This is a genomic window from Sorangium sp. So ce302, assembly GCF_051530145.1.
Classification (GTDB): Bacteria; Myxococcota_A; Polyangia; order Polyangiales; family Polyangiaceae; genus Sorangium; species Sorangium cellulosum_B.
In genome coordinates, this window is record NZ_CP150326.1 from 2,134,970 (window position 1) to 2,161,392 (window position 26,423).

25 protein-coding genes and 1 pseudogene are annotated in these 26,423 nt (G+C 70.5%); 12 read left to right on the top strand and 14 right to left on the bottom strand.

Annotated elements, in window-relative coordinates:
- Positions 1-39 precede the first annotated feature (39 nt).
- On the bottom strand, positions 40-1,989 hold the full coding sequence (locus WME73_RS08255) for a MutS family DNA mismatch repair protein (RefSeq protein WP_437915334.1): 1,950 nt from the start codon (positions 1,987-1,989) through the stop codon (positions 40-42).
- 113 nt (positions 1,990-2,102) lie between these two features.
- On the opposite strand from WME73_RS08255, the gene WME73_RS08260 reads away from it, so the two are divergent.
- The 9 genes from WME73_RS08260 to WME73_RS08300 all read left to right on the top strand — a co-directional run bounded on the left by WME73_RS08260 (position 2,103) and on the right by WME73_RS08300 (position 10,971).
- Positions 2,103-3,092 carry a transaldolase gene (locus tag WME73_RS08260; RefSeq protein ID WP_437869751.1) on the top strand — a complete coding sequence of 330 codons (990 nt, stop codon included), beginning with the start codon at positions 2,103-2,105 and terminating at the stop codon, positions 3,090-3,092.
- A gap of 306 nt (positions 3,093-3,398) precedes the next feature.
- Positions 3,399-4,163, top strand: a complete 765-nt coding sequence (locus tag WME73_RS08265) for a class I SAM-dependent methyltransferase (protein ID WP_437744946.1) — start codon at positions 3,399-3,401, stop codon at positions 4,161-4,163.
- Between the two features lie 11 nt (positions 4,164-4,174).
- Positions 4,175-5,023, top strand: coding sequence for a methyltransferase domain-containing protein (locus WME73_RS08270; protein ID WP_437744947.1), 849 nt, complete (start codon positions 4,175-4,177; stop codon positions 5,021-5,023).
- Complete coding sequence (locus WME73_RS08275) at positions 5,016-6,071, top strand: polysaccharide deacetylase family protein (RefSeq protein WP_437744948.1); 1,056 nt, start codon at positions 5,016-5,018, stop codon at positions 6,069-6,071. Before WME73_RS08270 ends, WME73_RS08275 begins: the two co-directional genes overlap by 8 nt.
- Before the next feature lie 156 nt (positions 6,072-6,227).
- The gene (locus WME73_RS08280; protein WP_437744949.1) at positions 6,228-7,259 is read left to right on the top strand and encodes a hypothetical protein; all 1,032 of its coding nucleotides are present in this window, start codon (positions 6,228-6,230) and stop codon (positions 7,257-7,259) included.
- 247 nt (positions 7,260-7,506) lie between these two features.
- Positions 7,507-7,833, top strand: a complete 327-nt coding sequence (locus tag WME73_RS08285; protein ID WP_049876196.1) for an acyl carrier protein — start codon at positions 7,507-7,509, stop codon at positions 7,831-7,833.
- A complete protein-coding gene (locus WME73_RS08290; RefSeq protein ID WP_437744950.1) occupies positions 7,830-8,774 on the top strand; it encodes an SAM-dependent methyltransferase in 945 nt (314 codons plus the stop codon). Before WME73_RS08285 ends, WME73_RS08290 begins: the two co-directional genes overlap by 4 nt.
- Positions 8,771-10,444 carry an AMP-binding protein gene (locus WME73_RS08295; protein ID WP_437744951.1) on the top strand — a complete coding sequence of 558 codons (1,674 nt, stop codon included), beginning with the start codon at positions 8,771-8,773 and terminating at the stop codon, positions 10,442-10,444. Before WME73_RS08290 ends, WME73_RS08295 begins: the two co-directional genes overlap by 4 nt.
- A 341-nt stretch (positions 10,445-10,785) precedes the next feature.
- A complete protein-coding gene (locus WME73_RS08300; protein WP_437744952.1) occupies positions 10,786-10,971 on the top strand; it encodes a hypothetical protein in 186 nt (61 codons plus the stop codon).
- A 59-nt stretch (positions 10,972-11,030) separates the two neighbouring features.
- Here WME73_RS08300 and WME73_RS08305 read toward each other — a convergent pair whose 3' ends face one another.
- Positions 11,031-11,933 carry a glycoside hydrolase family 5 protein gene (locus WME73_RS08305; protein WP_437744953.1) on the bottom strand — a complete coding sequence of 301 codons (903 nt, stop codon included), beginning with the start codon at positions 11,931-11,933 and terminating at the stop codon, positions 11,031-11,033.
- On the opposite strand from WME73_RS08305, the gene WME73_RS08310 reads away from it, so the two are divergent.
- Entirely contained in the window at positions 11,926-12,288 is a 363-nt protein-coding gene (locus WME73_RS08310; RefSeq protein ID WP_437744954.1) for a hypothetical protein, read from the top strand. The genes WME73_RS08305 and WME73_RS08310 overlap by 8 nt on opposite strands.
- A 435-nt stretch (positions 12,289-12,723) precedes the next feature.
- Here WME73_RS08310 and WME73_RS08315 read toward each other — a convergent pair whose 3' ends face one another.
- Entirely contained in the window at positions 12,724-14,232 is a 1,509-nt protein-coding gene (locus tag WME73_RS08315; RefSeq protein ID WP_437744955.1) for a carboxypeptidase regulatory-like domain-containing protein, read from the bottom strand.
- Between the two features lie 591 nt (positions 14,233-14,823).
- Between WME73_RS08315 and WME73_RS08320 the strand changes: the two genes are divergently transcribed.
- The gene (locus WME73_RS08320; RefSeq protein ID WP_437744956.1) at positions 14,824-16,167 is read left to right on the top strand and encodes an MATE family efflux transporter; all 1,344 of its coding nucleotides are present in this window, start codon (positions 14,824-14,826) and stop codon (positions 16,165-16,167) included.
- Positions 16,168-16,246: 79 nt separating this feature from the next.
- Here WME73_RS08320 and WME73_RS08325 read toward each other — a convergent pair whose 3' ends face one another.
- From WME73_RS08325 to WME73_RS08375, 11 genes and pseudogenes are all read right to left on the bottom strand, one after another.
- Positions 16,247-16,885 (bottom strand): hypothetical protein, encoded by a 639-nt coding sequence (locus tag WME73_RS08325; RefSeq protein ID WP_437744957.1) that lies wholly within the window; start codon positions 16,883-16,885, stop codon positions 16,247-16,249.
- A 115-nt stretch (positions 16,886-17,000) separates the two neighbouring features.
- Entirely contained in the window at positions 17,001-18,401 is a 1,401-nt protein-coding gene (locus tag WME73_RS08330) for a sigma 54-interacting transcriptional regulator (protein ID WP_437744958.1), read from the bottom strand.
- A gap of 55 nt (positions 18,402-18,456) precedes the next feature.
- Positions 18,457-18,873: a Smr/MutS family protein gene (locus WME73_RS08335; protein WP_437915336.1), complete on the bottom strand. Its 417-nt coding sequence runs from the start codon at positions 18,871-18,873 to the stop codon at positions 18,457-18,459.
- 95 nt (positions 18,874-18,968) lie between these two features.
- Entirely contained in the window at positions 18,969-20,222 is a 1,254-nt protein-coding gene (locus WME73_RS08340; RefSeq protein WP_437915337.1) for a GAF domain-containing sensor histidine kinase, read from the bottom strand.
- Between the two features lie 357 nt (positions 20,223-20,579).
- Complete coding sequence (locus WME73_RS08345) at positions 20,580-20,786, bottom strand: hypothetical protein (protein ID WP_437915338.1); 207 nt, start codon at positions 20,784-20,786, stop codon at positions 20,580-20,582.
- Between the two features lie 34 nt (positions 20,787-20,820).
- A pseudogene (locus WME73_RS08350) lies at positions 20,821-21,006 on the bottom strand (serine hydrolase); the annotation flags it as partial.
- A 335-nt stretch (positions 21,007-21,341) separates the two neighbouring features.
- Positions 21,342-21,716, bottom strand: coding sequence for a hypothetical protein (locus tag WME73_RS08355; RefSeq protein ID WP_437744962.1), 375 nt, complete (start codon positions 21,714-21,716; stop codon positions 21,342-21,344).
- Between the two features lie 52 nt (positions 21,717-21,768).
- On the bottom strand, positions 21,769-22,356 hold the full coding sequence (locus WME73_RS08360) for a hypothetical protein (protein ID WP_437915339.1): 588 nt from the start codon (positions 22,354-22,356) through the stop codon (positions 21,769-21,771).
- Positions 22,328-23,131, bottom strand: coding sequence for a ParA family protein (locus tag WME73_RS08365; protein ID WP_437550767.1), 804 nt, complete (start codon positions 23,129-23,131; stop codon positions 22,328-22,330). Before WME73_RS08365 ends, WME73_RS08360 begins: the two co-directional genes overlap by 29 nt.
- On the bottom strand, positions 23,128-24,003 hold the full coding sequence (locus tag WME73_RS08370; RefSeq protein ID WP_437744964.1) for a DUF4388 domain-containing protein: 876 nt from the start codon (positions 24,001-24,003) through the stop codon (positions 23,128-23,130). Before WME73_RS08370 ends, WME73_RS08365 begins: the two co-directional genes overlap by 4 nt.
- Positions 24,003-24,725, bottom strand: coding sequence for a TRP-like protein (locus tag WME73_RS08375; protein ID WP_437744965.1), 723 nt, complete (start codon positions 24,723-24,725; stop codon positions 24,003-24,005). Before WME73_RS08375 ends, WME73_RS08370 begins: the two co-directional genes overlap by 1 nt.
- A 762-nt stretch (positions 24,726-25,487) precedes the next feature.
- Here WME73_RS08375 and WME73_RS08380 point away from each other — a divergent pair.
- Positions 25,488-26,246: a hypothetical protein gene (locus tag WME73_RS08380; protein ID WP_437869765.1), complete on the top strand. Its 759-nt coding sequence runs from the start codon at positions 25,488-25,490 to the stop codon at positions 26,244-26,246.
- Positions 26,247-26,423: the final 177 nt, after the last annotated feature.

Sequence of the window (26,423 nt, forward strand, 5' to 3'; positions counted from 1 at the left end):
ATTCCCGAGCCATCGCCGCGGTCGCCGCCGTCGCCCCGCTCATTCCCGCGCCGCCGCCGCGCTCGTCGCTGCCATCGCCGCCGCGGTCGCCGCCGTCGCCGTCCGCTCGCCCTCCGAGAAGTCGACGTCGATCCCGATGATCTTCATGAGCCGCAGCGCGTTCGCGCTCGTCACCACACCGGGCTTCAGCTTGTAGTCGAAGGTCATCCTGTCCTCGACCACGAGCTCCTCGAAGTGCATGTTGCGCACCCGTCCCGCGGTCTCCTGCTCCAGCACGGCGAGCCCCATGTCGTGCGACGAGACCGCGCCGATGGCCCCCCGCGCGACGAGGTGCCGCACGACCGCCCTCGCCCCGATCTGGCGCTCCCGCGCGTTCGTGCCGTGGAGGATCTCGTCGAGCAGGAACAGCACCCGCTCGCCGCCGTTCGCGCCGTCGACGACGCGCTTCAGGCGGGTCAGCTCGGCGTAGAAGTGCGAGACGCCGTGCTCGAGCGAGTCCTTGATCCGCATGCTCGTCCGCACGCGGACCGGCGAGAGCGACAGCGACGACGCGCAGACCGGCGCGCCCGCGAGGGCGAGGGCGGCGTTCACCCCGACGGCGCGCAGCAGCGTGCTCTTGCCCGACATGTTGGACCCCGTCACGAGCAGCGCGGCGCCCGCGCCCTCCAGCGAGACGTCGTTCGTCACCCGCCGGTCGCGCGGGAGGAGCGGGTGGCCGAGCCCCGCCGCCGTGAAGCGCGGCTCGCCGTCCTTCACGTCGGGGTACGCGTAGTCGGGGTTCTCGTGCGCGAACGTCGCGAGGCTCGCGAGCGCCTCCATGTGCCCGAGCGTCCGCATCCACGCCTTCACGTGCCGGCCCGCGCGCAGCTTCCACCGCTCCAGCGCGAGCGCGCACCACACGTCCCAGAGCAGGAAGAGGTTGGCGACGATGTGGACGAGCCCGCTGTGGCGCAGGTCCGAGTAGCCGACCCGGCTCTCGAGCGCCGTCATCTCCCGCGAGGCGAGCACGCCCGAGGGCCCCGCGAGCTCGGCCTTGAGCTCGCGGAGCAGCGCCGACGAGAACGCCTGCTCCTCGACGCGGGCGAGGATCGGCCGGTACCGGGCGAACGGCGCCTCGCGCGACGAGGCCGCGGCGACGATCGGCTCGACCGCGGGCCGCAGCAGGACCAGCACGAGGATCTGGGCGGCCAGCGGCAGGAGGTAGGCGTGGCGGAGCAGCCCGAGCTGCTCCGCGGGGATGAACCGCGGCGCCGCGAGCAGCGCCAGCGTCAGCGGTACGAGCACCTTCGCCGCGGTCAGGAGCGCGCTCACCGGCAGGCCGCCGGCGCGGGCCTCCGGGCCGAGCAGCGCCGGGGGCGCCTCGGCCCACGCGATGAGCGGGCCGGCCTCGCGCCCGCGCGCCCCCGCCTGCACGCCCACCACCGCGAGATCCTCCCGGAACGCCCCGAGGCCGGCGAGCTCGCGCACCGCCTCCTGCCGCGCCGCCACGGCGGTCGCCGGGGCGGGCTCCGCGAGGAAGGCCGCGAGCGTGGCCTCGCCCTCGCCCGTCTGCGCCACGTTGAGCAGCTGGAACAGCGACGCCTGCCCGAACACGTCGAGATCGCCCGCGTAATCGTGGTCCGGCGCGGCGAACCGGTCGCCACGCTCCGGGAAATCGGCGAAATCGCCGGCGACCCGCCGCTTGCCGCGCACGTAGAGGCCGATGCGCTGCTCGAGCTCCGTCATCCGGGTGACGAGGCGCGCGTGCGCGACGAGCAACCCGAGGAACACCGCGGTCACCGCCCCGGCGGCGTACGTGACCCACCGCGGCACGTCGCCGAAGAGCGCGTACCCTCCGGCCACGGCCGCCGCCAGGAACGAGACCCCGCGCAGCAGCGAGAACGTCTTCGAGCGGCGATCGAGCGCGCTGGCCTCGGCGCGCAGGACCGAGAGGCGATCATCGTAGGCGGACAGGACGCGCTGCGCGACGGCGTTGGGGGGCGGCTCCACGGGGCCCTCTCCATAGGCCACCGCCGGCCGTGCATCCAGCCGGAGGGGGGTCCTCACACGAAGGACACGAAAGCTTTGAAGCGTCCTGGCTGGCTGCTCGTACAATGCCGCCCATGGACCAGAACCTGCTGGAGCGCCTCAAGGCGTACACCGTCGTCGTCGCGGACACCGGCGACATCAACTCGATCGAGAAATTCCGCCCCCAGGACGCGACGACGAACCCGTCGCTCATCACGGCGGCGGCCCAGATGCCCGAGTACGCCGACATCGTGAGCGGCGCGCTCGCCTGGGGCCAGAAGGAGGCGGGCCGGGGCAAGGAGCCGGGCGACGTCGTGAGCCTCGCGTTCGACCGGCTCGCCGTCGACTTCGGCCTGCGCATCCTGAAGATCATCCCCGGCCGCGTCTCGACCGAGGTCGACGCGCGCCTTTCCTTCGACACCCAGGCGACCATCGAGAAGGGCCGGAGCATCGTGCGCCTCTACGAGGAGGCAGGCGTCTCGCGCAAGCGCGTCCTCATCAAGATCGCCTCGACGTGGGAGGGCATCCGCGCGGCGGAGGTCCTCGAGAAGGAGGGCATCCACTGCAACCTCACGCTGCTCTTCGGGCTGCACCAGGCGATCGCGTGCGCCGAGGCAGGCGTGACGCTCATCTCGCCGTTCGTCGGGCGCATCCTCGACTGGTACCTGAAGGACACCGGCCGCACGAGCTACGCGCCGGCCGAGGACCCCGGCGTCGTCTCGGTCACGAAGATCTACAACTACTACAAGAAGCACGGCTACAAGACCGAGGTGATGGGCGCGAGCTTCCGCAACATCGACGAGATCAAGGAGCTCGCCGGCTGCGACCTCCTGACGATCTCGCCGAAGCTGCTCTCGGAGCTCGCCTCCGCGCGCGGCGACCTGCCGAGGAAGCTCGACCCCGACGCGGCGCGCGCCCTGCAGATCGCGAAGATCCCGATGGATGAGGCGGCGTTCCGCGCGATGCACGCCGCCGACCGGATGGCCAGCGACAAGCTGAGCGAGGGCATCGACGGCTTCGCGAAGGCGCTCGCCTCGCTCGAGGTCCTGCTCCGCGAGCGCCTCCAGCAGGGGGCCGCCTCCTAGCGCTGGCGACGCGCGACGCGCGCGCAGCGGAGCTCCGGGGAGCGGGCCCGCGCGCCCCGCGCGCCGCCCCTACGCGGCGACCCCGCGCCGCGTAGGGGCGCCTGCGTGCGCCTGCGTTGAGGAACGGAGGCGCGGGAAGAAGGCGGAGGGCTGGCTTGCATGTGAGCCTCCCCGTCCTCTAGGATTCGTCAAACTGGACGAATTTCGGGCAGCATTCGATCGCCCGCGCTGCGCGTGGTCGACTGCGGTTCTCCGGGAGGCTCCTCATGGAGCCGCCCTTTTCGCGATGGCATCGAGGAGGCGACGTTGAAGCTCACGTCACAGGAGTACTGGGAGAACCACTGGAAGGGCTACGTCGGCACCGACGATCTGGGTGGCGGCTGCGAGATCTACGACGACGTCGCTCCGTTCCTGCCGCGCGGGGAGGGGTTGTCGTTCTTCGAGATCGGCTGCGCACCAGGCCGTATCCTTGTCGACTTCTGTGGGCGCCTGGGGTTCACGGCGTACGGCCTGGATTACGCCTGCGACCCGGAGGTCGTCGAGCAGGAGATCCGGAAGCGCGGCATCAAGGTCGGCAAGATCGAGAAGGGGGATTTCTTCAACTGGAAGCCCCAGCAGAAGTTCGATATCGTTGCTTCCTTCGGGTTCATCGAGCACTTCGATGACGCCGGGGCGGTGATGGATCGGCACTTCGAGCTGGTGAAGCCGGGGGGCACCGTGGTCGTGGGCATGCCGAACTTCGCCGGCGGGCAGAAGGCGCTCCACTGGCTGCTCGATCGCAAGAACCTGAAAGGCCACAACACCCGCATCATGAACCTGCCGTTCCTGGAGGCCGCTGCCCGCCGCAACGGCGCCGAGATCGTCCAGGCCCGCTACACGGGCGGCCATTTCGATTTCTGGCTGGACGACGAGGCGCCGCTCCTGGCGCGGCGTGTCGTCTGGAAGGTCGTCCCGCCCCTCAAGGCGATCGCGCGCCGGGTGGTCCCCGGCGAGACGAACCCCTGGTTCTCGCCCTTCCTGTTCGCCATCTACCGGGCGCCCCTGCTGCCCGCAGGGACAGCCGACGCTTGAGCCTTTCCCCGATGAGCGAGCCGAGCCAGAGCGCCGCCACCCCGCCGGCTGTCCGCGACGCAGACGCCGATCACCGCTTCCGCGAGAGCGCGCGGCGCCACGGCTGGGATCCCGACGATCCGTGGGTCGGGGGGTATGCCACGTGGGAGTGGCGCCGCAGCCGCCACGCCTACGACGACCTCTTCACGTCGGTCCGCGGCAAGAAGGTGCTCGAGTTCGGCTGCCACTTCGGCGGGACGGCGGTCGTGCTCGCGACCCTGGGCGCCGAGGTGACCGCGCTCGACGTCGACCCCATGTACGTCGAGCTGGCGCAGCTGAACGCCGAGCGCCACGGGCTGTCGGACCGGATCCGCGTTCATCACGTCCCCGACACGACCGCGATGCCGTTCGCCGACCGGGAGTTCGAGCTCGTCTCCTGCAACAGCGTGCTCGAGTACGTCCCGCCCGAGCGCCTGCCGGCCGTCCAGCGCGAGATCGATCGGGTGCTCGGGCCGTGGGGGTTCATCGTCATCCTGGGCACGAGCAACCGCCTCTGGCCGGTCGAGTGCCACAGCCGCCGTATCCTGATGAACTACGTGCCTCGGCTGCTGCGCCCGCTGTTCCCGGGCAGGTCGATCTACAGCGTATTCCCCTGGGAGCTCCGGCGCGGGTTCGGCGACTATGTCGACATCTCGCAGCAGGATCGGGGCCGGCTGATCGTCGACCTGAAGGCCAAGATGGGGCTGTCCGGGCCGCGGCTCATGGCCTACTCGGCGGCGAACCGGCTGCTCGGCCCGCTCGGGATGCACGTGGGCTTCGTGTCCCCGACGATCACGATGGTTCTTCAGAAGCGCGGTGAGGGAGGAGCTGGCGATGGCTGACGGGAGGACGCGGGTATACATCACCGTGGACGTCGAGTGCGCCGAGGAGCGCATCCTGGGCGATACCAAGTCTCCCGCGATGGGCTACGACCTCCGCATCTGGGGCCGCTTCGTCAACCAGCGCGAGCCCCTCGGCATCGAGCTCATCATGCGCGAGCTCGAGGCGTACGGCCAGCGCGGGACGTTCTTCGTCGAGGCCATCGGCTCGTACAGCTTCGGGATGGACGGGCTGACGAGCGTGTGCCAGGCGCTCCACAGCCGCGGCCACGACGTGCAGCTGCACGTGCACCCCGTGCAGCGGCGTGCGGACTGGCACACCCGGGGCGAGCCCCGCGTCTCCGACGACATCGCCGACTACCCGGTCGAGGAGCAGACGCGGCTCCTCCTCGAGGGGCGCGACCTGCTCGTGCGCGCGGGCGTCCCGGCGAGCGAGCTGCTCGGCTACCGCGCCGGCAATTTCGGCGCGAGCAACGACACCTGGCGGGCGATGAAGCGGGCGGGGCTCGTGCTGAGCAGCAACTACAACCCCTGCTACTTCAGCAAGAACTGCAAGATGCAGTATCCGGGCGCGCGGCTCGGCCTCTTCGAGACGCCCGAGCCGGGGGTGTACGAGCTGCCGGTCACGAACTTCATCGAGCCCACGAAGCGCTTCAGGCACCTTCAGATCACGGCGGTGACGCTCGACGAGATCAAGCACTGTCTCCTCCGCTACCGCGCCCTCGGGGTGAAGGAGGTCACGCTGGTGACCCACTCGTTCGAGTTCTATTTCCTCGACTCGGCGGAGGCGCGCCGCGGCTTCCCGAACCGGCTCAACGTCGAGCGGCTCCGCGGGCTCTGCCGCTTCCTCGACGAGAACTCGAAGGACTTCGAGGTCGACACCGTGGGCGCCCTCGCGGGCCGGCTCTCGGACGCGGCGTCTTCCACGCGCGGTGTCGACGAGGGCGCGCCGCCCTCGCTGCAGTTCCCCCACTCCAACGCGATCCACCACGCCCGCCGCGTCGTCGAGCAGGCGTACAAGCGCGTGGCGCAGCGGTTCACGTTCGGCTAGCTCCGTCGGCCAGGGGCGGCCGGGCTCCTGCTCCGCCGCGCGGCGGATCGCTCACCCGACCCCCGCGCCGTTCACCCGGCCCCCGCGCCCCTGCTGCCCTCCACGCTCGCGAACGTCGTCGACGATGGCGCCCCGCCGCGGTGCTAAGTAGCGCGTATGCGGCTCATCGGACAGATCCACGTTTCGCTCAAGGGCAGCATCATCCAGCGCAACCCCACCGTCTGGGAGAAGCTGAAGCGCAGCTTCGGCGCCACGGTGGATCTCGACACCGATCGCGTGCGCGTCGAGCTCGAGGCCACCGCCGTGGTCGATCAGGTGCGGGGGGCGCTCGTCCAGCTCGGGGTCACGAACGCCCTCTCGCTCGTGATCGACGACACGGTCATCTTCCAGGACACCGACGGGAAGCCGGACGATCTTCCCGATCTCGTGCTCGCGCTGTCCGAGCATTCCGCCGTGTTCGGGCGCGGGTTCAGCGAGCTCAGGTTCGCCGCCGAGCACGAGGAAGCAGGGCTGCACCTGGTCATCGAGACACGGGCGCGCACCGAGCACGCCGACGACGAGCCGGCGGGGCTCGTCTCCATCGGCGGGCGCCTGCGGGATCTCGAGCCGCGAGCCGGCGAGTCCGCGGAGGACTACCGCCGCCGCGTCGAGCCCCTGGCGAAGGATCCGGCGCTGTTCGAGGCGGCGCGGCTGCAGTTCGAGTCCTTCGTCGGGCGGGTCGAGGGCGCCCTCAAGGCCACGATGCCGGAGGCGCGCGTGGAGCATCACCACGCCGACGCGCGCGTCGTGCACGCGCCGGCGGGCGACGGCGCGGGCGACGGCGCGGGCGCCGAGCGGCCTCCCGTGGGCCCCACGCACCCGGGTTATGACCCGTTCGTCGTCTATTACCCGCCCAGCCCGCTGGGGATGATGCTGGACGTGATGCTCATCACCTCGTTCATGCACATGCTCACGCCCCCACACGTCCTCTTCGTGAACCCCGCGGGCACGATGCTCGGCACGGCGCAGGAGGCCGCCGAGAATCCTGACCTCTTGAACGGCGCGGATCGCGGCGGCGACGACCTCTCGGCGGGCGACGAGGGGGACAGGGCGGATGACGGCGATCCGTGGGGTGATGACGGCGGCGGGGTCGATGATGGCGGTGGGGTCGATGACGGCGGCGGGTTCGACGGCGATTTCGGCGATTGAGCCGCTCGCGCCGGCGCGCCGGGCCGCGGCGAGGCGCCGCGGCAGGGCCTCGCGCGTCTGTCGCGCGTAGGTTCCGGCGCGCAGCCCGCGACGCGCTGACCTCGCGGTCGAGCGGGCTCGTCCGGCCATGGACGACGACTGGCGATCATGGTACGCCGCGCTACGGCCGTGACCGGCGCTGGCATGAACATCTATCGCGCTGGCGTGTTGATGGTCGCGCGCGCCGAACCCTGGACTGGAGAGCGCGATGAACAAGAGCGAGGCGGCGCTTCGGAAGCAGCCGCAGGTGGCGGGCGGGGGCGATCCGGAGATCGCCAGAGAGGTCCGTACCATCATTGCAGAGCGATGTGGGATGAGCGTCGATGCCGTGACTCCGGACCTGTCGCTCGAGAGCGGCCTCGGCGTGGATTCACTGGCGCTCATCGAGGTCAATGTCGCGCTCGAGGAGCGATTCCAGATCGTGGCGCCCGATTTCGCGGCGCCCGATCAGGCGCAGATCAGCACGGTCGGTGACGTCATCGCCTTCGTCGAGGCGCAGATCGCGGCCCGGGGCGGCCGGGGAGGGGCGCCTTGATCGCCCCGCGCACGCGCGCCGAGCGCGAGGCCGCCGTCCGGACGCCCGAGGAGCAGCGGGAGCACGAGCGGCGCGAGGTCGCCGCTCATTACCAGAACGACCCGGAGATATTCTCCATGGTCCTCGACAGCCGCCTGGCCTACGCGACGGGCATCTTCCTCGATCCCGCCGAGAGCCTCGAGAAGGCGCAAGAGCGGAAGTACGACTGGGTCCGCCGCGAGCTCGACATCCACCCCGGAGAGCGCGTCCTCGACGTGGGGTGCGGCTGGGGCTCGAACCTCATCTATCTCGCCGAGCACACCGGCGGGAGCTTTCAGGGCGTCACGCTGAGCGACAAGCAGCGGCAGGAGGCGCTCCGCCGCGCCGACCGGGCGGGCGTCGCCTCGCGGGTCCGCATCGACCTCGCTCATATCGAGGACATCGACCTCGCGCCCGAGTCGCTCGACGCCGTGCTCTTCGTGGGCAGCATCGTGCACATGCACAACCGCGAGCGGATCCACCAGAAGATCGCCGCCGCGCTGCGCCCGGGCGGCAGGCTGCTCATCTCCGACTGCTATTTCCCGGCGCGCGCCCGCGGGGACCGGGAGAGCTCTGCGACGCAGTACATCTTCGTCGAGGCGCTCGGCTATTGCCGCCTGATCTCGCTGGCCGAGGAGCTCGGGATGATCGAGCAGGCCGGCCTCGATGTCCGGCGCGTCGAGGATCTCACGAGCTCCTACGTGCACACGGTCGCCCGGTGGATCGACAACGTGCGCACGAACCGCGCCCGGATCGACGCCCGCGCGCCCGGCTTCTCGCGGCTGCTCCAGACGTACATGACCGTGGGCCGGCTCTCCTTCGCGCGCCGCACCGCGCTCGAGTACATGATCGTGGCGACGAAGGGCGGCGGCCGCGAGCGCCTCGGCGTCGCGCCCTCGCCCGAGCCGGGGCGCGCGCCGTGAGCCGCGGGCTCTCCGCGCGGACGGTCGCGGGCCTGCTCAGGGCGCGGGCCGAGGCGACGCCGGATCGATTCGGGTTCTATCACAAGCAGCAGGGCGAGTTCGTCGGGTGGTCGTGGGCGGAGTACTGGCGCCGCGCGTGCGCGGCGGCGTCGGGCCTGCTCGCGGCGGGGGTGCGCCCGGGCGATCGGGTGCTCCTGCTCGTGACGGACGTGGAGGTGGCGGTGCCGTGCCTCTTCGGCGTCTGGGTGCTCGGCGCGGTGCCGATCCAGGTCGGGGTGCCCTATCGGCTCACGGACGTGGCGGCGTTCCTCGGCGAGCTCCGGAGGACGGCCGCCCGCGTCGGCGCGCGCGCGCTCGTGGTCTCGTCCGCGCTGCTCGGCTTCGCGCAGGGCGAGGAGGGGGCGGACGGCCTCCTCCAGCTCGCCGCCGAGCCGCTGCTCGACGCGCCCCTCGCGGGCTCGCTGCCCGATCCGGAGCGCGCGCCCGGGCCCGCGCTCATCCAGCTCACGAGCGGCAGCACCGGGCACCCGCGCGGCGTGGTGATCCCGCACGAGCGGCTGATGCTGCACCTCGACGCGATGAGCCAGCGGCTCACGGTGCGCGGCGAGGGCGCGGGGGGCGTCTCGTGGCTGCCGCTCCACCACGACATGGGCCTCGTCGGCGGGCTGCTCTTCCCGCTCTTCAACGATTTCCCCGTTCACATGCTCTCGCCGCTCGAGTTCCGGACGCGGCCGTTCTCGTGGCTCGCGGAGATGTCGAGCATCCGGGGCGTCATCTCGCTCGGGCCGCCGAGCGCCTATTCCATCTGCATCGGCCTCGCCCGCCGCGCCGTCGAGGCGGGCCTCGATCTCGGCGCGTGGCGGTGCGCGATGATCGGCGCCGAGCCGATCTCCCCTGCCTTGCTCCGCCGCTTCGCGGAGGCGTTCGCGCCCTGCGGCTTCCGCGTCGAGGCGTTCTTCCCCGTCTACGGGCTGGCCGAGGCGACGGTCGCCGTGACCTTCCCCGACCTCTACGCCGAGCCGCGCGCCCTCACGGTGGATCGCGGCCTGCTGGAGCGCGAGGGCCGCGTCGAGGAGGCCGCGCCTGGCCCCCTCTCGCTGGAGCTCGCCGGCGTCGGCAGGCCGATCCCGCACACGGAGATCCGGATCGTGGACGCCCAGCGCGGCCCCGTCCCGGAGCGCACGGTGGGGGAGATCGAGGTGCGCTCGGAGACGGTGATGGAGGGCTATTTCAACGAGCCCGAGGCGACCGCCGAGGCGCTCGTGGGCGGGTGGCTGCGCACGGGCGATCTCGGGTTCATCGATCGCGGGACGCTGTTCGTCACCGGCCGGAAGAAGGAGGTGATCATCAAGGGCGGTCACACGATGATCCCCGCCGTGATCGAGGAGATCGCCTCCCGGGTCGACGGGATCCGGGCCGGGTGCGTGGTCGCGGTCGGGCTGTTCGTCGAGGAGCGCCAGACCGAGTCGGTCTACGTGGTGGCCGAGACGCGCGCCGAGGCGTCCGAGCAAGCCGGCCTCGCGGAGCGCGTGCGAGAGGCGCTGCGGGCGAACGGCGTCACGGTGGACCAGGTCGTCCTGGTTCCGCCGGGCGAGCTGCCCAAGACGACGAGCGGCAAGCTGCGACGCCGGGAGGTCGCCGAGCGGCTGCGCGCGGGGGCGCTTCGCTGAAGAGCGCGCCGGCCCCGCCACCCCACCATCCGTCACCAACGTGAACGTGAACGTGAACGTGGTCGTGAACGTGGTCGTGGTCGTGGTCGTGGTCGTTCACGGCCTATCGTTGACGACCACGACCACGACCACGACGACGACCACGTAAACGTTCGGATGTAGGAGGACGCGGCGGGAAGCTTGGTTAACGATCTGCCAGGGGACCGTCGTCCAGAGGTCTTTTCCGTTCGTCTCAACCATGGACAGACGCGGCGCGGCTCGGCCGATTTCGCGGGCGCTGCAGGGCTGTGCGCGATAGATCCCGGAATCGCTCTCCGGAGCACAACCGAACGGGACCGTCCATGTTGAGCAGCCTGCGAGACCACGAGTCCACCTGTCCCGCTCCGCTTTCGCCCGAGGCGCGCGCGTGGGAGCTGGAGCAGCTCCGGGCGCTCGGCCTCGAGGACGACGACTGGTGCTCGGACGATCAATGCCCCTTCTGTGCCGGGCGGCCCCTGTCCGTGGAGAGCAAACGAGCGCACGGGTGAGCGGCGCCCTCGGTCGGGGCCGGGTCACCGGCGCGAGCGGTCGGTGACCCGCGCGGGGATCACTCTGCGATCTTCCCCTTCACCCACTTGCCCGACTCGGTGAGGTCGTTGTCGGTCCAGTTGCCCATCTGGTTTGCGTTGGGCCTGAGCGCGGAGCACGCCTCGGCCTTGTCGCCCAGCGACCAGTTGGCCCAGCTGATGTTGTGCGCGTCCAGGAAGTCGAGCCAGGTCTGCGACTCGCCGAGGTTGAGCTGGCCGTTGCCGTCGGCGGAGCAGGTCCCCCACTCGGTCACGAACAGCGCCAGCTTCTTGTTGATGGCTTTCTGGGCCTTCTCGCGCAGCGACCCCTTGTGCGTGTTGGCGTAGAAGTGGAGGGTGTACGCCACGTTCTGATCGCTGAGGGGATTGTCCGCGGCGATGTCGACGTCCTGCGACCAGTTCGGCGAGCCGACGATGACCAGGTTGTTCGCGCCCTGGCCCCGGATCTCCGAGATCACCGCCTCGGCGTAGGACTTCACCGCGGGCCAGGTGTTCGTGTTGAGGGGCTCGTTGAAGACCTCGAAGATGACGTTGGGCGTGTTCTTGTAGGCCTGCGCCACCTCGCGGAAGTAGCTCTTCGCCAGGTCCAGGTGCTGGTGCGCGTTGTGATCGTGCCAGTCGAGGATGACGTAGATGCCCTTCGCGATCGCCGCGTCGGCGATGGTCTTCGCCTTGGCCTTCTGGGCGCCCGCGTCCTGGAGGTACCCGTCTTCGCCCTCGATGCCCATGGCGGCGCGGACGACGGTCGACTCCCAGTTGTCCGCGATCGAGTTGACGACATTGCCGTTGTAGTAGTTGCTCCACTGGCTCCAGAACAGGCTCATGCCCTTGAGCTGGACCGGGGACCCGTGCTCGCCGACGATGTTGCCGTTCATGACCCGGAGCCGGCCATGACGCTCGACCGGCGTGCCGTCCGTGGGCACCCCCCCGGTGCTCGCGCTCGTCGTGGACGAGGCCGATGTCGTCGCCGAGGTCGTCGACGCGCTCGAGGTCGTCGCGCTCGCGGAGGTCGTCGAGGCGCTCGAGGTCGTCGCGCCCGCGGAGGTCGTCGAGGCGCTCGAGGTCGTCGCGCTCGCGGAGGTCGCCCCGCCGCCGCCCGCGCCGCCCGCGCCGCCCGCGCCGTCGTCCGTCCCCGCGTCACCGCAGCCGATCAGCACGGTGGCTTGCAACGCAACCACCGCAAGGCCGAATGACCACTTCGACCTGCCAAGCACACCGCGAAGCAAAACACTTTTCATCATGTCCTCCAAGAGAAGTATCCGGATGGCGCGGCATTAAAAGGGCAGTTCAGCGCCATGGCAAGCCCTCTGCGTGCCTCTGATCAAGGGATAAAATCCACGCTTTTTGTATGGCAGAATACAGTATTGGCGCGTGCAGGTTACAACCGCGGCCGGTGGTCTCCAGCGAGAGCGTGAGGCGAAGCCTTCACGGGCGCCGATCTGAGGGAGCTGTGGTGTGCAGGCAACAGAAATTCGCAAAAAATATGCCAGTTGGCGGAGCCCGTGATGCGGACGCTGCTGCGCTGCGTCTCTGGTCTGCGCGCGGGGGCTGTGCCGCGCGGGTCCACGCAGGCTACGGTGTTCCCCTTGGTGGTCGGGTGACCACCCTGGGCAACCGCCTATCCATGCGCAGGGCGTCAATATCGCTCAGGAAATTGCGAGCGAGCGCCTCCGGAATGTCAAGCCGCGAGCGCCGCGCCCGTCGAGGCGCTCGTCACGTCGGCACCGGCACTGGGGGCGGCTCGTCGTCCGGCGCGATGCAGGCGGACAGGTCGAACAGCATGAAGAGCAGCGCCTTCTCCTGGGCGGTCAGCTCATGCGGCGCCCCGTCGCGGTCTTCACAGCCGCTCGGGAACGGCGCCCCGGCGACGTCGCTCGCCGCCACGTGGATGTCCGTGTACACGAACCTGCCGCACTGCTCTTCTTCCGGCGCGCCGATGGGCGTGTTGAACGTGAAGTATTTGACCCCCGCGGGCGCGTCGAAATCGGTGTTGGCCTCGTTGTAGAGCCACCGCGTCGCGATCTCCTCGTTCACCGAGTCGACCCAGTGCTGCGGATCGTCGATCTCGATCTGCCCGGGCACGGTCGACGCTCCCACGTTGGCGAGCCAGTCCCGGAGCGCCAGGCCCTTCGGGAACGTGGTGTCGACGAGCACGGGGAGCCCGTCGTCGGGATCGCTCTCCTCGTCCCATTCCGCCGTCTCCGGGAACCGCTCCGGCCCGAGCCGGAGCCAGGTGTTGTGCCAGTGCGACGCGAACACGCGGCCTCCCGCGGAGGCGTAGTCGAACATCGCTCGCAGCGCGGCCTCCGGCTTGTCGTCCCCGAACTCGGATCCCTCGCACGACAGGATCACCATGTCGTATCGACGCAGGTCGTCGAGCGAGCCCCAGAACTCCCGCGCGAGGGAGAAGGGGGCGCCGTCGTTCAGGCCGTCTCGATACCTGCTCGTCGCGCTGTCGCCCTCGATGGCGCGCCCGGCGAACAGGTTCACCCGCCCGTCGCCCGCCTCCGGCGTGAACTCCGACGCGTCGATTCCCATCTTGTACAGCAGGCACTCCAGCACGTCCGAGCCGCCGGTCGTCAGCGCGATCTTCGGGAGGTGGCCCTCCGCCTTGCTGCGCGGCAGGCGGACCGTCCTGTCCACGGTCGGGTTGTCGACGCACCCCTCGATCTTCGGCAGCGTGATCTGACGCCGCCATTTGCCGAGCTGGACGACCAGCGGGATATCCACCCCGACGGGCACGTTCTCCAGCACGAAGCGCCCGTTCGTGTCCGTCAGCGCGGTCGCGATCGGATCGCCGGAGAGCGTCACATCGCACCGATCGCAGCTCGCCCCGTCGGTGATGGGCTCAAGCTCCCTGTTCGGGACGTACACCGTGACGTTGTACAGCGGGAGTTTGCCCGCGGGCTCGTACACGGTGCCGCTCACGGTGGTCGTGCCGCCGCCTGGACAGGCGATCTGCTGGCACTCGAGCCCTTCGCACCCGCCGCTCGTGACCCCTGACCCGCCGCTCCCCGCCAGGAAGGGGATTCCCCCGGAGCCGCCCCCCGCAGGGAAGGGGATTCCCCCGGAGCCGCCCCCACCCGCGCTCTGGTCGGCTCCGCCGCCGGACGTCGCGCCGATCGTCCCGCCGGAATCGCCGCAGGAGCATCCGCCAGCGACAGCCGGCGCCATGGCCGCCGCGGCCAGGAGCCATCGGGCGCTGCCGTGCAATATCCCCATTTGATCCTCCAGGCGCAGAAGGACGAGTGTGCCCTGTTCCGCCCCTTCCCAGAGTAATCGAACCGCGGGGACACGGGAAGGGACAACCATGCAAGGATGCGAGCGAGAGCACGCTCTTGCGTGCGTTGACGGAAGCCCTCCTCTCCATCTGCGCCACCGGGGGAGGCGCGGGGCAGTCGGGGGTCTTTGCTCGGTCTTGCTCGGTCTTGCTCGGTCTTGCTCGGTTTCGCTCTGCCTCGCTAGGTTTCCGTGCGATCGCACGGACCGTGAGGAGATAGGCGACAGCGGCACCAACCTTCGTTCCGCGCCCCGCGCCCCGCGGCCCGCGTACCACCGCGCCCCGCGGCCCGCGTACCACCGCGCCCCGCGGCCGCGCGACGCGCGACGCGCGACCACTCCGCGCGGAACAGCGGGGAACAGCGGTAAACGGCTGCGAACATCGCAGGACATCGCCGGACATCGCGGGACTTCCCGAGACCGCGCGACGGCGCCCGCGCGGCCGTGTTCCGTCATGGCGAGATGCCCCTCGGCAGAGTAGGATGCGGCGCTTTGCAATCGGTCCTACCTGCCCCCGCTCTCCCTCGCCCGCGTTTGCTGGAGATCACCTGGCCCATCTTCAGCGAGAACCTGCTGCACATGCTCGTCGGCGTGTTCGGCGTATGGCTGGTCAGCCGCCTCTCGGACGAGGCCGCCGCCGCGTACGGGCTGTCCAACCAGATCATGTTGACCTTCATGATCACCTTTCGCTTCGTCAGCGTCGGCGCGAGCGTGGTGGTCACCCAGTATCTCGGCGCGCGGGACCGCGCCGGGGCGGAGCAGGTCGCGCGGGCGTCGCTCGCGGCCAATCTCTGGCTCGGCGTCTTCAGCTTCGCCGTCATCGCGATCGGCGCGAGGCCGCTGCTCGAGCTGATGCGCCTGCCGCCTTCCCTGTTCCCGATCGCGGAGCCTTATCTGATCGCCGTCGGCGTGATGCTGGCGTTCGACGCGGTGAATTTCTCGATGGGCTCGGTGCTGCGCGCGCACACCCACACCCGCGACACGCTGCGCCTCATCGTCATCATGTACATCGTGCAGCTCGCGCTCAGCCTGCCGCTCATGTTCGGTGTCGCCGGGGCTCCGGGGCTCGGCATGATGGGGCTCGCGCTGGCCGCGGTGGTCGGGCGCGCGCTCTCGTTCTGGATGCACCGGCAGCTCTGGATCTCGCGCCTCGGCATCCGCCCGACCTTCGAGGATTTCTGGCGCATTCGCCCCGATCGCCTCCGCGAGATGCTGCACATCGGCCTGCCGGGGGCGGGCGAGAACGTGGTCTATCGCATCAGCTTCATGATCATCCTCGCGATGGTCGCCAACATGGGGCCGACGGCGCTCACCACCCATACGTACACGATGCAGATCATGCATTTCCTGCTCCTGTTCGGCATGGCGATCGGCTTCGGGACCGAGATCGTGGTCGGGCACCACATCGGCGCCGGCGATCTGCAGGGCGCCGATCGCCTGGTGCGCGGCGGCCTGGCGATCGGGTTCTGCGTGTGCGTGAGCCTGGTGATCGCCACCGCGCTGCTCGGCCCCCACCTGCTCGGCCTCTTCTCGCGCGATCCCGAGGTGATCGCCACCGGCTCCCGGCTGCTCTGGCTGACCCTCCTCGTCGAGCCGGGCCGCACGCTCAACCTGGTCGTCATCAACGGGCTCCGCGCCACCGGCGACGCCCGCTTCCCGGTCGGGTTCGGCGTCTTCTCGATGTTCGCCGTGGCCGTCGGGCTGTCCTGGCTCCTCGGCGTCCACCTCGGCTGGGGGCTCGCCGGCGTCTGGGTCGCCTACGCCGCCGACGAGTGGGTCCGCGGGCTGGTCATGGCCGCGCGCTGGCACTTCCAGGGCTGGGTGCCCCACGCGCGGCGCACCTTCCGCCGGGTGCGGCTGAGCAGCCGCCCCGCGTGAGCGCTCGCGCTTGCGCTCGCCGAACAACCGCTCCGAGCAAGGGTGAAGCGCCGCCCGGCGGAAGGCGGCCGGGCGCCGGTCATCCCGCGGGCGCGCTCACCTTCTCGGTGACGGCCATGCACAGCGCGGCCACGCCGCGCCTCGGGACGGTGACGAGCTTGTCGCGGAAGCTGGCGCGCTGATCGGTGTACAGCTTCGACACCTTGTGCGAGAGGATCGTCGAGCTCCAGACCGCGACCACGTCCGCCCAGCGGAGATCGGCGTCGGCCTTCGTCGCATTGCGGTGACCCTCTCCGTCCACGATGCGGATCTCGACCTCGCCCGCGAGCAGCTGCCGCAGGTCCTCGGACGTGCCTGGTCCGCCGCCGACCACGAGCAGCCTCCGCAGCCCGCGCGCGTGGAACGCGCCGATCATGGCGAGCGCTGCCCGCTTGTTCGCCGAGCTGCCGCAGAGGTCGCAGACGGCGTCGGCGCCGACCTCGACCACGCGGAGCCCGGCCTTCGGCGGCAGCTTCGCGCACTCGGCGCAGCGGCGCTCGACCCGCTCCTCCGCCGGCGCCGACGGCGGGGGGCGACCGAGCGCCTGCTGCGCCTGGCCCGCGAGCTCCGCCGGGAGGAAGTCCGCGGGGTGGCGGAGCTCCGTCGCTGGCGCATGCTCCGCGAGCCAGAGGAGCAGATCGGTTTCTGAAATATTCAGAGATTTTGCGAGGTTGCGCACACGGACGGATCGCGCCATTGCGACGCGACTGTGACATGTGCAGCACCGCTGCGCCCTTTTCTATCGCAGGGGTGGTGGCCTCGGGCTGGCCCCGATGTGGCCCGGCATGCCCGGCTCAGTCGAGGGCGGCGGCGCGGCGCAGCCCGTGGCGCTGGAGGAGGCGGTGGAGGTACATCCGGTCGAGCCCTGCTTTGCGCGCGGCGCGGCTCACGTTGCCGTTCGACCACTCCAGCAGGGCGGCGAGGTAGCGCCGCTCGAACTGGTCGATGATCGCGTCCTTCGCCTCCTTGAAGGGCATCTCGATGTTCGCGGCGGGCTCCTCGGGCGCGGCGCCCGGCGGCGCGGAGCTGCGCTCGGGCGGCGCCGCCCCCATGGAGGCGCCCTCGCCGAGCACGACGCGGCGCTCGACGTAGTTCCTCAGCTCTCGCACGTTGCCGGGCCAGTCGTAACGCTTCATGTCCTCGATGACCTCGGGGGCGAAGAGGTGCACCTTGTCGATGGCGCCGAGCTCGTTCAGGAAGCAGTGGACGAGGAGGCCGATGTCCTCCTTGCGCTCCCGCAGCGGCGGGACTCGCACGGTGAGCACCGAGAGGCGGTAATAGAGGTCCTCGCGGAACCTGCCGCTGTTCACCTCGCGCTCCAGGCGCCGGTTCGTGGCGGCGATCACCCGGATATCGACCTTGCGCACCCGGCTCTCGCCGAGCCTGCGCACCTCGCGCGAGGCGAGGGCGCGGAGGAGCTTCGGCTGCATCTCCAGCGGCAGCTCGCCGATCTCGTCGAGGAAGACGGTGCCGCCGTCGGCCTCCTCGAAGGCGCCGGCGCGGTCGCGCGTGGCGCCCGTGAAGGAGCCGCGCACGTGGCCGAACAGCTCGCTCTCGATGAGGCTCGGCGAGATGGCGCCGCAGTCGACGATGACGAGCGGCTTGTCGGCGCGGGCGCCGCGCTGGACGAGCTCGGTGGCGATGACCTCCTTGCCCGTGCCGTTCTCGCCCTCGATCAGCACGTCGGGCGCGCTCTTCGCCACGCGATCGAGGACGGGGAAGAGGCGCCGCATGGGCACCGACACGCCCTGGAGCGCCCCGAAGCTGACCGCGCGCGCGAGCTCGGTCTCGGCGACGGCGTCGGCGTCGCGGATGCGCACGACCGACTCGCCGAGCTCGATGCGGCACTCCGGCAGGATGGCGTCGGCGTCGCGCACGCGGACGCCGGCGATGGTCGTCCCGTTGAGCGAGCCGACGTCCGTCAGCCGGAACGTGGACTTCACGCGCTCGAGGATGCAGTGGAAGCGGGAGACGGCGCGGTCGGCGAGCACGAGGTCGTTGCTCTGGTGGGAGCCGATGCGGATGAAATCGCCGTCGAGCACCATGGCCCGGCTCGCGGGCTTGCCCCCCTCGCGCTCGACGCACAGCTCGATCCGGGGCACCGCGAGCACCTCGCCCTTCGCCATGCGGGGCTCCGTGGAGGCCGCGAGGCTCGGCGGGCCGGGGTCGTCGGGCGTGGCGGGGGGGCGCGGCATGCGCGCCATCTTACGCGCGAGCCTGTGCTCGTCCAGAGGCGGCCCTGCCGGCGGCTCAGGGCGAGAGGTCGCCGCCCGCCGCCTTGAGCCACACGACGGTGGCCCCCCACCCGCCGCGGGAGGCCGGGGCGTCGCGGAAGCCGTCCACGGCCGGGTGGCGCGAGAGGACGGCCCGGACGACGCGGCGCTGCACGCCCTTGCCGCGGCCGTGGATGATGCGCACCTCGCGGAACCCGCGCAGCTGCGCCTCGTGGAGGTACTCCTCGACCACGGAGGCGACGTCGCGCGGGGCGAACGTGTGCAGGTCGATCGCGTCCTCGATCGGCATGACCACGACGCCGTCGTCGCCGGGCGGCTCGGGCGCCCCCTCGGGTGGCCCGGCCACGGGCGCCCCGATCTCGGCGAGGTCGGGCGGCGCGGGCGCGCGGGGCGAGAGCGCGCGGTCGAGCCATGCGCGGAGCCGGCGGAGCATCCGCGCGGTGTAGCCGAGCCGGCGGCGCCCGCCACCGCGCGCGGACCGCGGCGCATGCCGGCGCGAGGGGCGTCGGCGCCGGTGCCGCATCGGGATCAGGGCTCGTCCCGAAAAGCGGGGGGGCCGCCCGCACGCATGCTCAGCCGGAACGTCGCGCCGCTTCCAGGAGGGGAGCTCGCGACCAACGTGGCCCCGTGGGCGGCTGCGATCCTGCTCGCCAGGTACAGCCCGAGGCCGACCCCCGACGCATTGCCGCTCGCGACGAAGCGGTCGAAGATGCGGGGAAGGAGCTCCGGAGGCACGCCGGGTCCGCGGTCGATGACGTCGACGTGGACGTGCTCCATTCCCTTGATCAGCTCGCTGGTGAGCTTGATGAGGACCCACTTTCCCGGGGGCGAGTGCTTGATCGCATTGCTGACGAGGTTCTCCAGGGCCTGGCGGAGGCGATCCCTGTCCGCCACGACGACGAGCTCGGGTGGGCCCTCGACGCGGATCTCGACGCTGGGTGTCCCGAGGGCAGCGGCGATGTCCCGCGCCAGCGAGGCGAGGTTCATGGGCGCAGGCACGATCTCGAAGAGCCCCTGCTCGATGCGCCCCACGTCCAGAAGATCCGAGATGAGCTGGCCGAGCCGGGCGACCGAGGCGGTCGCGCGGTCGACGTCGCGCAGATCGTCGGCCCGGCCGTCGACCTCCGCGCGCCGGCGGATCAGACCAAGGCGGCCCATGAGCGGGGTCAGGTAGTTTCGCAGATCGTGCGCCAGCACGGTGATGAGCTCCTCCGCGGCCTGGCGCCGGCCTTGCGCGAGCGCAGCGGAGGTGACCTGCTCGACGAGCTCCGCCCGGTGCGTCAGGGCGCCGATCCAGTGCGTGATCGCGCTGAGGAAGCGGAGATCCTCGTCGGAGAAGAACTCCGGCGCGGCAGCGTGAGCGGAGACGACGCCGCGCCGCTCGCCGTCGACGGCGAGCCGGACCGCGATGTGCGATCGCACGCCGAGCTCGTGGACGAGGCCGGGCAGCTCGCCGGGCTCCTGGTCCGAATGCCCCGTCATGTGGGGATCGCCGGTCGTGAAGACGCGGGCGATCGAGCCGCCGTTGGCGACCGGATGGATGTCGAGCCCGAGCGACCGCTGGCGCCGGCCCATGGGCGTGTTGCTCGTCCCCAGCGCACGCAGCGTGTTCCTGCCGGGGTCGAAGAGGAAGATATCGATCTTGTCGGCGCCGAGAGCGCTGACGAGGAGCTCACTCGCCTCGTTGAGCGACTGCCTCAGGTCGGCCGCCGGCAGCTCGAGCAAGCGCTGGAGTGTCGATATCAGCCTACCTTCCTTCGAGCGGGCTTCCTTTCCGGACATGCTGCTTTCTCGCTCCGTGATCCGCTCGACACCGTGCGCTCGGCGGCGGAAGCGCGAGCCGGCGGTAAACAGTGGATTGGGTCGTTATGACGACGCTGTCGCCCGAACGGTAGATGTGCGCGGCGCTGGCTGCCGCTCCGGCGCAAATCCACGCGAGCGACCGGCGACACGGACGAGCTCGGGCGGACGCGCGCGGCATGTCGGACGGAACGACGCGCGCGATCCGATGCGCACGCCGGCGCCCTTCGAGGCAAGGTCGTGCTGGTCAGGTGGCTCATGTCGCCGAGCTGCCCGTTCTCGAGCGCGCCGCTCCGAGGCCCGCCGCGCTGGAGGAGCGGCGACAGGCCCCGTGGCCGGTCAGCTCTTGCAGCAGAGCGTGCCGGCCGTGGTGTTGCCCGCGCAGCCGCCGAAATAGCGGTTCTGGGTGCTGTCGCCGTGGCCGCAGTTGACCCAGTTGCATTGGTTCCCCTCGGGATCGACGCCGTCGGGGGAGCACACGCGCATGGGGGTGCTGGCGCCGCAGCTCATGCCGGCCGGCGCCGCGGAGCAGCTCCCCGAGCCCACGCCGGTGTACTTGAGGTTGTCGTCGGTCGCCCGGCTCGGTGGCCCAGGGGAGCGCCTCGGCGAGCGTGGTGTCCCAGTCGAGGGCGGGGCTCTCTTCGATGAGGATCGAGAGCAGCGTGGCGGTCATGCTCTTGGTGTTGGACCCGATGTTGAAGATCATGTCTTCGGTCATCGGGGTCTGCTCCGGGAGCTTCGCGAAGCCGGCTGCCCCGAGCGCGACAGCGCGGCCGCTCGGGGCGTTGCAACCGAGAGGCCACTCCGCTCAAGGCCGGGATCGCGGGGCTCCGAGGGGCGCTGTCACGCGGCCATGACGGCCGGCTGTCACGCTGTCATGACACCGCAACGCCGCCGCACCACCGCGTGGGGGTCTCTGGCGGCGAGCGGCGCGCGCGGCGCAGCACGGCGTCGCGCTTGCCGCGTCGGCTCATCCACACCACGTCCACGGCGCGCGATGCAGCTCGCTGTGGCGTGAAGGAGGTCCCTTTGAATAAGTCGTTGATACAGCGTCGCTCTTCCGGGCAGCGGCGCCGAGGCGGGCGAGGGGTGCCGAGCAGCTCAGTGCCCGCTCGCGTGCGCAATGGTCTCGATCATGCGCGGGATGGCCACGGAGATGAGGATCCCCAGGTTCGCCCGCTTGTTGTCCACCAGCATGCCCTGGAGCAGCTTCCCGTGGTTGACCACCACCACGGTGTGGTTGCCCGCCATGTCGAGCAGGTAATACCGCCCTAGCGGAGGGAAGTTCGAGTCGCGCAGCGAGCTGTCCAGCTCCTCGGTGATGCGCGTGAAGAGGGCCACCGCCACCGGTTGCTGGTTGAAGCCGGCGAGCGACAGGCCCGCCGAACGTTCCCAGATGTCGGTGGCCAGCAGCCCGTCGCGGAGGATGTTGCGGAGATCATGGACTGCGGCGTCGAGGACTTTGGTATCGATCATCGTGCTTCCGTCGCTCCTGGGCGCGCGCGCCCGCCTTGAAAACCCGGATGTACTACAGCCCGCGCAAGGTCGTCTCGAGCGCCTCCTTCAGCTGCTCGAACGACCGCGTGGAGAGAGCCTCGTTGCCCACGGTGCCGAGGCAGAAGCCGCCGCGCGCCGTGCGCGCCTCGACCCAGGACATCATCTGCGCGCCCAGCCAGAGCGCGCCCGCCGTGGCGTCGACGCCGGGGATGGAGCGGACGCCGACCAGCGCCGAGAGCAGCGGGCCCACGAGGGACACGTGCGCCTCGGAGATGCCGTGCGCCGCCAGCGTGAGGCCGTTGTCGTCGGCCACGAAGGCGCCCACGCACGGGTGGTGATCGAGCGTCCAGGCGACGAGCACGTCGAGCCGATCGGCCGGGTTGTCGGAGGTCTGAACGAGGCGCGGCACCTCCTTCACCTCCTTCACCTCCTTCACCTCCTTCACCTCCTTGGGCGCGGCCTTCGCCGGCACAGGCGCGGCCTTCCCCGGCGCGCCGGCGCGCGCTGCCCCCATGGCGGTCACGAGCGTCGCGGGCTCCCGCGACCGCGTCGCGGTCACCCGCGCGAGGAGCGAGGTCACCCGCTGCGCGTCAGTCCACGAGACGGATCGGACCGTCATCCTCGCCTCCTGCATTGGAGCCCAGGCGCTCCTCGATCTCGGCCACCAGCTTGTCGAACACCGCGGAGACCGCCGGAGGGCGGCGGCTGAGCAGACCGAGCGGCACGCCCGCGCGGCTCGCCTGGAGGAACGTGCTGTCGCGCGGGACCGCGGTGTCGAAGACCTGATCGCGGTAGAGGGACCACAGCTCCTCCAGCGAGGCCAGCAGCACCGGATCGCGGAACGAGCTCATGGTGCCGACCACGCCGAGCAGGGAGCAGGCGGAGCCGATGTCGCGGAGCCGCGCCAGGAGCTCGAGCAGCCGGGGCATGGCCCGCAGCGCGAGCGGCTCGCACTGCGCGACGGCGATGACGCTGTCCACCTCTTCCAGCGCGATGCGCGACATCCCGCCGAGCCCGGCCGGCGTGTCGAAGAGGACGAGGTCGAAGTCGCGCTGGCTGTGCTCCAGGATGCGCCCCACGATGTTGGCCTCGCGCGCGTTGATGGCGAAGCGATCCTCATCGAGCGCGTCGACGGGGCCCATGGGCAAGAGGCAGAGCTCCGGGAGCCGGGTCTTCACCAGACCCTCGAGCGGGGGGCCGCCTCGCGCGAGGTTCGCGGCCAGGCCGGGCCGGTCGCTGACGCCGTCGAGCGACATGCCGATGGCGCCCTGCAGATCCGTGTCGACGAGCAGGGTCCGCGCGCCTCGGCGCGCGAAGGCGAAGGCGCAGTTGAGCGCCACGGTGGTCTTTCCGACTCCGCCCTTGAGGCTGGCGAATGCGATGGATCGGGTCATTTGGGGTATCCGAGCTTGCGTAGCTGTTCCAGGTTAGCGCGCACGAGGCTGGATGCGGGGTCGAGCGTCGAGAGGTCGATGAGGACGCAGGCCGCCTCGCTGTAGCTGCGTTCCATCAAGAGGCGCCGCGCGTCGGAATTGAGCTGCTTGATGCGGGCCGCGCGCTGCTCCGGCGAGATGAGCGCGATCTCGATCCGCCGCGACGAGATCGGCGGCGGCGCCTCCACGCTGCCTTCGTCGATCCGGCGCAGCGAGTCGAGCACCAGCTCCGCCAGATCCTTGAAGATGGTGCGCTCCTTCGTCGAGCCGACGGCCGGGGTGACGCGCACACGCATCTCAGGGCGGATGAGCCGCGCGAACGCCTCCTCACCCACGCCGAGACCGTCGAACGCCGTCCACACCTGGCCGCGCCGCACCTCGATCAGACCCACGTCGGCGCTCGCGTTGCTGACCACGAGGACGTGCGACTCGCCGGACATGCAGATCATCTGCAAGAAGTCGACGGGCACGAAGTTCATCCCGATCGGCGCCGACTGCGCGCCCGCGGCGTGCGCCATGAGGATGAGCGTCTCCTCGGCGATGGGCCACGTCACCCGCGTGGTGCTCGCCGCTCCCGGGACCTCCACGCCATCGTTGACGGCGAGCACCAGCCGCGCCGTGCGGCGGAGGAGCTGCGCGACGGCGTCCTCCGGCCCACCCGGGAGCGACGGCGCATAGATGATGAGCTCCGCGCTCTGCACGCCATCGAGGGCTTGATCGAGCTCCTCCCAGGTCGCGGCGCCGAGGGCGCTCACCGGCGCCTGCCCGGCGATGACGCGGATGCACCGCATGCGCTCGCGCAGATCGGGAACGGCGACCACGACGATGGCCATCAGCCTCCCGTGTCGCGCCGCACTCGGCGCAGCATGACCGACGACGCCGTATCACCCGGGCGCATGCGCGCGCACGCCTCGAACGCCTCGATCGCAGCGTCGTAGCGGCGCTGCACGAACGCGGCGGTGCCGCGGGCGAACGCCTCGCGGTAGAGCCGATCCTCCTCGGTCTCGTACACCCGTGGCGTGAACGGCGCGCTCGCGGGGGGAGCTGGCGCGCTCGCGGGGGGAGCTGGCGCGCTCGCGGGGGGAGCTCCCGGCGGTCGCCGATCCAGACCGCGCTCCGGCATGGTCGGCGGCCCCGGATCGGCGCCGGCCTCGGACGGCAGCGTGTCCAGCTGCGGCCTGAAGGAGACCGACGGCCGGTCGCTGAACGGCGACGCCACCTCCCTCCCCGTGTAGAGGCCGACCAGCACCTGCAGCGTGCGGAGCCGCCCGAGCGGGCACATTTGAATGATGTCGTCGAACGTCGAGGCGCCGTCGATGTACCGCGCCACCAGGAGCGCGTCGGGCGAGCGACCCGCCGACACCGGGATGGGTCCCGCCACCTGATCGAGGCCGCCGAGCCGCTTGGCGTAGGCGCCGGCGAGGAACTCTTTGATCCGCTCGATGCTCGCCTGCAGCTCGCGATCGCCGGGCGACTCCGAGCGCGCCCGGTACAGCACCGCCAGCGCCTCCTCGTAGCGCTTCTCACGGACCAGCCGCACGATCTCCGCCCGCATGGGTCCGCTCTTCGGGAGCGCGCGGCTCTCGGGTTCCACCATCAGAGCTGAGTCGTGTTGGTCTTTCACGGACAACTGGCAAGTTACATGCCTCGACCGCCGGCATTCAAGCTGTTTGGCTGCACCTTCGCGGCGGCCGTCCTCGGTCGGCGCCGTCGATACCGGCGCGCCATCGTGACCGGCTCGCCATCGTTCAGGTACGCGCGTGTGGGACCAGCCAGCACCCCACCAGAACACTGGGAGCCGCGACATGCGCCCCATGGGAAGGCGGGGGAGACATGGGACGAGGCAATGACCACGGCCCGCTTCCACATTCGGTCCATTGAGTCGCCACGTGCTCTCGGGCGTCCCGCAGGATCAATCGTCAGCCAATCGCGAACGTCGCAAGCCGTATCGCACCTCAGCGCCGGTTCGCCCACCGGCCGCTGTTTCAAATTTGAATGGTGATCCCAAGATTGTGGGTGCAACTTACGTTGGGCTTGCGCTACAGTGGATGCACCGGCTGGACGCACCCCGCAGCGTTGCAGAAACGTCTGAGGTGGTTGGTGGAAAATTCCAGTAATCGAGCAGCAATCGAGCTCGGAATGCAGCGCGAGGGGAGAGCGCAGGATTTCAACCGAGGTGAGGTCCAGCAGCAGCGTCCATGCTCGGTGCGCCGTGATCTTGCCTTGAGGCCTCTCGAGGCGCTCACGGCGCTTGGTTCGCGCAAACAGAGGGATTGTTCAACCAACTGACACCCCACAGCCGAAAAGGAGATCGCTCATGCGGCAGGTCTTGCGGCACATTTTCGAGAAGAAGCAGGCATACGCTCGTCTACCCCTGTTCGAGCACATGCGTAACGAACTGCTCGATCCGAGCGAGCGGCTCGCGTTCTATCCATGCATGGCGTACTTCATCCTGAGCTTCGGTGATCTGAACAAATTCGTATTACGGGAGGAGCACGCCGCGGACAAATACCAAGAGATGGTCAACGCCCACACACGCGAGGACGACCATCACTGGCCGTGGTACCTGGAGGATCTGTCCAAGCTCGGCTACGACGTCGAGGGCCGGAGCACGGACCTGCTGCACTTCCTCTGGGGTGAGGAGACGATACAGAATCGGATCCTCACCGCGCGGCTCACCGCGCTCATCAAGGGCACGACGGGCCTCGAGCGGCTCGTCATCATCGAGGCGATCGAAGAGACCGGCAACGTGCTCTTCGGGGCGATGCTTCCCCTGGCGGAGGCCCTGGAGAAGCGCCTCGACACGCAGCTGCGCTACTGCGGCTCGTTCCATTTCGAGCGCGAGTCGGGCCACGCGGTGAACGCCGACCACGCCGAGCTCGCGCGCATCCCGCTCGACGCCGAGACGCGCGCGCGGTACATCGCGCTCGCGGACGAGGTGTTCACGATATTCGAGCCGTGGACACACGAGCTCTTGCGCTATGCCCTCGCGCACCCCGTGAGCGCCCCCGTGGCCGACCCCGAGACGGACGGCGTGAGCCAGGTGATGACCCGGTCGTCGGTGCTCGCCGCGTGAAGCAGCGCGGTTAAGCCTCGCCCGTCGCACCGCCCCCTCTACGGGACCCACCCCGGGCGCTCGTCATGCGACGAGCTCTCTGCACAAGACGTTGACGCTCATCTTGCCCCGACAGCGGTCGCCGACCGCGCGAGCGGCGGGGGGCCTCACGGCGCGCTCGCCGCGCCTTCCGCGCCT

What these genes read in the sequence shown, in the direction of transcription:
- WME73_RS08260 (WP_437869751.1), top strand. Translation starts at nt 2,103, where the DNA reads ATGGACCAGAACCTGCTGGAGCGCCTCAAGGCGTACACCGTCGTCGTC.
- WME73_RS08380 (WP_437869765.1), top strand. Translation starts at nt 25,488, where the DNA reads ATGCGGCAGGTCTTGCGGCACATTTTCGAGAAGAAGCAGGCATACGCT.
- WME73_RS08335 (WP_437915336.1), bottom strand. Translation starts at nt 18,873, where the DNA reads ATGCTCCGCCGGCTCCGCGCATGGCTCGACCGCGCGCTCTCGCCCCGC.
- WME73_RS08370 (WP_437744964.1), bottom strand. Translation starts at nt 24,003, where the DNA reads ATGGCCATCGTCGTGGTCGCCGTTCCCGATCTGCGCGAGCGCATGCGG.
- WME73_RS08275 (WP_437744948.1), top strand. Translation starts at nt 5,016, where the DNA reads ATGGCTGACGGGAGGACGCGGGTATACATCACCGTGGACGTCGAGTGC.
- WME73_RS08280 (WP_437744949.1), top strand. Translation starts at nt 6,228, where the DNA reads ATGCGGCTCATCGGACAGATCCACGTTTCGCTCAAGGGCAGCATCATC.
- WME73_RS08315 (WP_437744955.1), bottom strand. Translation starts at nt 14,232, where the DNA reads ATGGGGATATTGCACGGCAGCGCCCGATGGCTCCTGGCCGCGGCGGCC.
- WME73_RS08360 (WP_437915339.1), bottom strand. Translation starts at nt 22,356, where the DNA reads ATGACGGTCCGATCCGTCTCGTGGACTGACGCGCAGCGGGTGACCTCG.
- WME73_RS08375 (WP_437744965.1), bottom strand. Translation starts at nt 24,725, where the DNA reads ATGCGGGCGGAGATCGTGCGGCTGGTCCGTGAGAAGCGCTACGAGGAG.
- WME73_RS08340 (WP_437915337.1), bottom strand. Translation starts at nt 20,222, where the DNA reads ATGTCCGGAAAGGAAGCCCGCTCGAAGGAAGGTAGGCTGATATCGACA.
- WME73_RS08330 (WP_437744958.1), bottom strand. Translation starts at nt 18,401, where the DNA reads ATGCCGCGCCCCCCCGCCACGCCCGACGACCCCGGCCCGCCGAGCCTC.
- WME73_RS08365 (WP_437550767.1), bottom strand. Translation starts at nt 23,131, where the DNA reads ATGACCCGATCCATCGCATTCGCCAGCCTCAAGGGCGGAGTCGGAAAG.
- WME73_RS08355 (WP_437744962.1), bottom strand. Translation starts at nt 21,716, where the DNA reads ATGATCGATACCAAAGTCCTCGACGCCGCAGTCCATGATCTCCGCAAC.
- WME73_RS08270 (WP_437744947.1), top strand. Translation starts at nt 4,175, where the DNA reads ATGAGCGAGCCGAGCCAGAGCGCCGCCACCCCGCCGGCTGTCCGCGAC.
- WME73_RS08285 (WP_049876196.1), top strand. Translation starts at nt 7,507, where the DNA reads ATGAACAAGAGCGAGGCGGCGCTTCGGAAGCAGCCGCAGGTGGCGGGC.
- WME73_RS08300 (WP_437744952.1), top strand. Translation starts at nt 10,786, where the DNA reads ATGTTGAGCAGCCTGCGAGACCACGAGTCCACCTGTCCCGCTCCGCTT.